The following is a 5,317-nucleotide window of genomic DNA, read 5'->3' as shown; positions in this document are numbered from 1 at the left end:
GGCGGACGACCCGCCTTCAGCGCTGCACGCGCCCTTCCCTGAGCCACAACATCCTCCTGGATCGAGGTGTTGCGACGATCAGTTGAAACCGCCCAATACACGTCCATCAAGCTCACAACTCGCCTGCTGAAGGCGGGAATCGAGCCGAGCATGGGAAGCGTGGGCGACTCGTTCGACAACGCCCTCGCGGAGAACTTCTGGAGTGTGTTGAAGACCGAGTGCGTCCGCCGCACGACCTTCGCGACCCGCACCGACGCCGACCTCGCCCTGTTCGCCTACATCGACGGCTTCTACAACACCCGCCGCATCCAAAAGCGCCTCGGCTGGCTCAGCCCGGACGAGTACGAGGCGAAGTACTACGCCGACCAGGCGACGGCCGAACCAGTGGCCGTCGAACTACCCACACCCGCCCTGACCAGGTAATCAGCACCTCCCACCCAGCGGGGGAAGCTCAAAGACGAAGAAGAACGCCATCGTGTCCGCGCACAGGTCCAGCTCCGGCCCCCGGGCGTGAGGGAAGCCGTAGGCGGCCAGCCGCGGCATGTCCCACGAACGGTACCAGCCAAGGGCCCGGTCGCCGCTGACCAGACGGTGCTGCTGGACCCAGAGGAGGTTACGGCGGCGCGCACCCTCCAGATCCGGGCTTATCCGCAACACGAACGGCAGCTCGAACTCGACATCCTGCGGCACAGGCCCCCAAAGAGTGGTACGTCCGGTCCACGGCGCGGTGGCGAAGACCCCCGAAGCAACGTAGCGCCCGCCCGCCGGCAAGGGCAGAGCACGAATCCCGCCTTGGACCGGCAACGGGGCCCCGCCCCTGACAGCCCTCGGAGCCAACGGCCTCAGCGCAGCCGGATGGCAGGTGGCCTGGCGGGGCGGCGCTGGCCTCTGAGCGGGCGGTCCGTCAAAACCGGCTGCGGCGCACCCTCGCACGGGCGGGCGCGGTCTGCTCGGTGCCGCGCAGTGCGAGGGCCGCGGTGCGGGTGCGCTCCAGCCAGCTCATGACCTGGCGCAGCGTGGCGGGGCCGAGGCCTTGGGTGAGGTCGCGGACGGCCTGGTGGTCGTCGTCGGTCAGCGTGTGGAGGCCGGCGCGGTCGAGGGCGGTGTAGAGGGGCTGTCGCCGGAGAGGGGTGGCTGGTGAAGGGCCGCAGGATGCGCAACGGCATCGTCGAGGCGTTGTCCGGCTCCGAGGGGTCTCCCTGGGGGACTGAGGCGGGCCTGGACGCGGCTTCGGCGCGCAGGCGGCGGCCCACCGGCCGGTCGTCGGGGCTAGCCTGCGCGTGCGGAGCGCCCGCCAGTGGGGACTGCCGGGAGCCGGGCCGAGCAGGCGGCGCGAACCAGTCGATCCAGTGTTCGTTCGCAGCCGTCGCCTCGGCGGGTGCTCCGGAACCCTCCCCGGTCGGCGTGCCGGCGGTCGCTGCGGCGGACACACCTGCCATGGCATCAGCCATCCCTGCGGCAGGCCCGCCCGTCACGGCATCGGCCGCCGCTGCGGCTGAAGCTCCCTCCGTGGCGTCGGCCGCCGCTACAGGGGTTGTTCCGATGGTCGTTCTGCCCTGCGTCGGGCTCGCACCGTCGTCGGGAACCGGATTGGCCCCGGTCTGGGAATCGTCATTTCAGGCCCGTCAGGTCGATGTCGTACGCGGGGTTCGCGGCGCCGGCACGGAAGGCGGCCAACGCGTCCGGGCTGCTGTCGACCCGCCAGTCGGTCTCCTTGTTCAGGTCGAACCAGATGAAACCGACCACGCCCGGCTCGTTCGCCACCGTCTTCAGCAGCTCGGTGATCTGCGTCGGCTTGCGCGGGCTCGGTTGGGAGCCGGTCTCGGCCAGCAGGAAGGGCCGCGAGCTGAAGGTGCGGATCTGGCTGAAGGTCGGACCGAACAGCTGGCTGAAGTTCTGGGCTCCAGTCAGCGCGTAGTAGCCGACGACGCCGACCCGGTCGACGTAGCCGTCCCCGGGGCAGTAGGGCTTGAGGAGTACGTTCGGCACCGGGTTGATGACGTTCGGGCTCCAGACCCAGATCACGGTGGAGACGCCCTGGTCCTTTAACACGTCGTGGACATGCCGCCAGGCCCGCACGAAGTCAGCGGCGTTCGACTGCTTGGTGCCCCACGGGTACCAGCTGCCGTTCATCTCGTGGCCGAGGCTGAGGGCGACCGGTACGCTGACGTCCCGCAGGGTCTTGGCGGTGCTGATGATGTAGGAGTCCTGGCTCGCCGTCAGCAGCTGCAGCCCGGCTGGCCATGCCGCTCCAGGGTGACGACGTCAGGGCGAAAGCCGCGTTGCCCCCCAACCCGGGCCGGCTCGGACGGCCGAGCCGACGCAGGGTCCGGTGGACCGTCCCGCACCACCGAGGCTGCAGGCCCCTGCTGCGCCCTCCGACGTCCTGCCCACGAAAGTCCCTCCCCCGACGCCGGCGCAGGAGCGCCAGCTCAGCCCGGACGGCGCAGCACACCGTCGGCCAGGGGAGCCAGGAGCAGCAGCCCGCGGCGGCACCGGCGTCGGCCGTCGGCCGACGGCCGACGGCCACAACGTCCAGCAGCCTGAGGAGGACTTCGTGCACCTCCTCGCACCCGCCGCTCCCCCGCCGCTGTGGCCCGCCCACATCCCGTCTCCTCCGCCGTACCCACCCACCGTCCACCTGCCCGGCCATCACCAGCCTCCGGGGCAACAGCTGCGCCCCAGCCGCCGGGGGTGACGGCCAGGGCGCGCAGTGGTCGTGTCGGGATGGTCAGCCGGGCGGAACGGGTCGGAGGTCGTCGACGCGGACCTCTATCTCCGGCCGCCGCCTTCCGGGCGCAGGTGGACGACGGTGGGGATCTCGTCGTCCTGCCAGGGGTGGCGGCCGATCTGCTGGATGATGCCGACGACGTCGACGGTGCGGCCGAAGCCGATGGGTACGGGCGCACCATCGGCCCGCCTGCCGGTCGTTCGTGTGCGCGCTCCAGGAAATGCTTCGCACGCCCGCCAAAGGGGTGATCCCCCTTGGGGGACACGGGGCACACACTGCACATTAGCGACTACCGAAAGTGTCGCCAGGCTTTCCGGGGCGGCTTCTACTGTCCCTCGACCACACACATCGCAGGAGGTCTTTCCGTGCGTAACCACCGCGCCCTGGGCGCCGTCAGCACGACCGCCGGACTGTCCATCGCCGACGCCTCCCCCGAACACCCCGGAGCGCAGAGCACCCCCACGACTCTCGCCCCTTCTGCGGCCGGGCGTCCGCGACACGGCACCATCGTGGCGCGTCTGGCCGTCCTGCTCGGCCTGATGACCACGCTGCTCGGCACGTTGGTCGTGCCCGCGAGCGCCGCGCCGGGCGACCTGCTCAGCCCGATCACCATCGTCAACTCCGCCACCAGCGGCCACCTTCTCCCCTGGGGATTCGGCGACGACCACGACGACAACATCTGGGTGGTCGCCTCGAACAGCGCCACCCGCGGCGACCAGTGGACGTTCGAGGGGTCGGGGAGCGGCTACTACCTCATCCGCAACAACGCCACCGGCAAGTGCCTCAAGCCCGCCCCCTTCACATACTTCGGCAAGACGTACGTGACCCAGGCCAGCTGCAACGACAGCTTCGAGTTCCAGTGGACGCTGGAACACTCGCCGTTCACCAACCTGTACAAGATCGTCAACCGCTCCACGCGGCTGGCCATGACGCCGTACCAGAACCTGCCCGACCAGGTCGTGGTGCTGGACACCAACAGCAACGACGCCAAGAACTGGTGGTCCCTGACCAGTATCTGACCGAGCGACGCCGAGCAGGCCCCGTTGGGGGAGCAGCCGGGACGAGGCCCGGCTGCTGCCCCACACTCCGTGCCCACCGAGCGACCCGCAGCGGGAGTGTCTGCGTCGCCCGCACCGCTTGTTCTCAACGGATTCACCGCCTCCCTGCACGCCGCCAAGAACGCCCACCGCTTCGGCATGGACCCGCTGCCGCTGGCCGACCACGCCCTCACCTCCTATCCGGCCACCTCCTGCATCTGGCTCGGCCAGGCCGAGGACGCCCGTCGGCACGCCGAACACGCCCTGCAGGTCTACGGGCCGCCCCGGCCGCGTCCCGTTCGCCCAGCCGCGAGGCCATCGCCCGCATCGACCACCGATGATCCGGGCGCACACGGCAGGGTGGAGCGGGTAGGAAGCCCACGGCACCCGAAGGGGATCGCGGGCGGTGAAGTCCAGGCTGGTGGCGGAAACGTTCTGCTGCTCACGGTTCGCGGCGATCCCTGCTCGGATCCGCGCGGCATGGAGCGCCCCGCCGAGACGCCCGGTGAACAGCTCGCCCGTCATGCCCAGGCGGGAGCAGGCGGCTTGGTCAGCCAGGAGCAGCGCGCGGCTGCCGGGGACCTCGGTGGCCGCGATTCCCTCCATGAGGGCGCGGTCCGCCGTGGCGCGCAGCATGTCGAGATGCGTGCGTAGCGGCAGGTCGAGGTCGTGCAGCGCCTCGCTGGGCCGTCCGCCGGGCAGGGGTCCGCCGTTCAGGATGGCGTTGCGGGCGGTGTGGATCCGCTCCCGCTGTGCTCGCTTCATCTTGTTGGGGTTGGTCTTGATCTCCAGGGTGCGCGGCGCGGTGGCGTCGTCCCATATGGTGATGTCGCCGATGCGCAGGCAGTTCGTCAGGTCGTGCAGGAGCGCGAAGGCGCCGTCTTCCTTCCAGGCCTGGTGGACCCGGTCGAGCTCGGTCTTGAGGCCGTCCTTACCGACCATCGGGCCCGGCGAGTCGTTGCGGGACAGAGCGAGGATGAACGGCCGGCGGTACCCGAAGGCCCTCCAGGCCAGTGCGTCCCCGATGGTGCGTAGCTGCCGGGCCAGACGTTCGCACAGGTCACGCTCGAACGCCCAGGTGCCGGGGTCGGCCGGGTCTCGGCCGGACTGCGGCTCCGGGGCGCCGGCGTGGGCGCCCTTGCCCTTGTGGGCCCGGTCGGCGGCACGCCTGAACTCGGCACGGTGCTGCTCGACTTCCAGTAGCCGGGTCAGCAGGTCCTGCTGGAAGACGTAGCCGTCCTCCGGGGTGTGGACATCACGCAGCTGCTCGATCAGCCCGGTCAGGACCGGCTGCATGGCCAGGTGGCGTGGGTGCGCGAGCATCTCGTCGGGCTCGTAGTGTCCGGCGTCGAACAGGGTCATCCGCACAGTGTGATGGTCGGGAGCCGGTGGTGCCCGAGCTTTTCGCCGACGTTCGTCGGCCAGGCGGGGTCATGGAAGAAGCAGGCGGGGGAAGTGAGCTGCCCCGGATTTCGTGGAGTCCGCGATCGTGTGATCAAGCGGCCTGTGGGGCTTGCTCCAGTTGCGCCCAGTACGCCTGTTCGTACTC

At 70.2% G+C, this 5,317-nt stretch carries 5 protein-coding genes and 1 pseudogene; 4 read left to right on the top strand and 2 right to left on the bottom strand.

The genetic code is table 11. The features are described from left to right. Positions 1-195: 195 nt before the first annotated feature. Positions 196-423: pseudogene (locus tag ACFQ87_RS44085) on the top strand (IS3 family transposase); the annotation flags it as partial. Here the strand turns inward: ACFQ87_RS44085 and ACFQ87_RS44080 are convergent. Both ACFQ87_RS44080 and ACFQ87_RS44075 read right to left on the bottom strand, forming a co-directional pair. Further along, the gene (locus ACFQ87_RS44080) at positions 424-690 is read right to left on the bottom strand and encodes a hypothetical protein (protein WP_380616686.1); all 267 of its coding nucleotides are present in this window, start codon (positions 688-690) and stop codon (positions 424-426) included. Positions 691-1,611: 921 nt separating this feature from the next. After that, entirely contained in the window at positions 1,612-2,196 is a 585-nt protein-coding gene (locus tag ACFQ87_RS44075; RefSeq protein ID WP_380616687.1) for a glycoside hydrolase family 26 protein, read from the bottom strand. A gap of 900 nt (positions 2,197-3,096) precedes the next feature. Between ACFQ87_RS44075 and ACFQ87_RS44070 the strand changes: the two genes are divergently transcribed. The 3 genes from ACFQ87_RS44070 to ACFQ87_RS44060 all read left to right on the top strand — a co-directional run. Next, a complete protein-coding gene (locus ACFQ87_RS44070; RefSeq protein WP_380616685.1) occupies positions 3,097-3,750 on the top strand; it encodes an RICIN domain-containing protein in 654 nt (217 codons plus the stop codon). 69 nt (positions 3,751-3,819) lie between these two features. After that, positions 3,820-4,422 (top strand): hypothetical protein, encoded by a 603-nt coding sequence (locus ACFQ87_RS44065; RefSeq protein WP_380616684.1) that lies wholly within the window; start codon positions 3,820-3,822, stop codon positions 4,420-4,422. 594 nt (positions 4,423-5,016) lie between these two features. After that, a partial coding sequence (locus ACFQ87_RS44060; protein ID WP_380616683.1) for a hypothetical protein occupies positions 5,017-5,317 on the top strand: 301 nt, incomplete at its 3' end.

It is taken from the genome of Kitasatospora sp. NPDC056531 (assembly GCF_042794375.1).
Lineage (GTDB): Bacteria > Actinomycetota > Actinomycetes > Streptomycetales > Streptomycetaceae > Kitasatospora.
The sequence above is the reverse complement of the archived record's forward strand: the minus strand, read 5'-3'. Positions and strand labels throughout refer to the sequence as shown.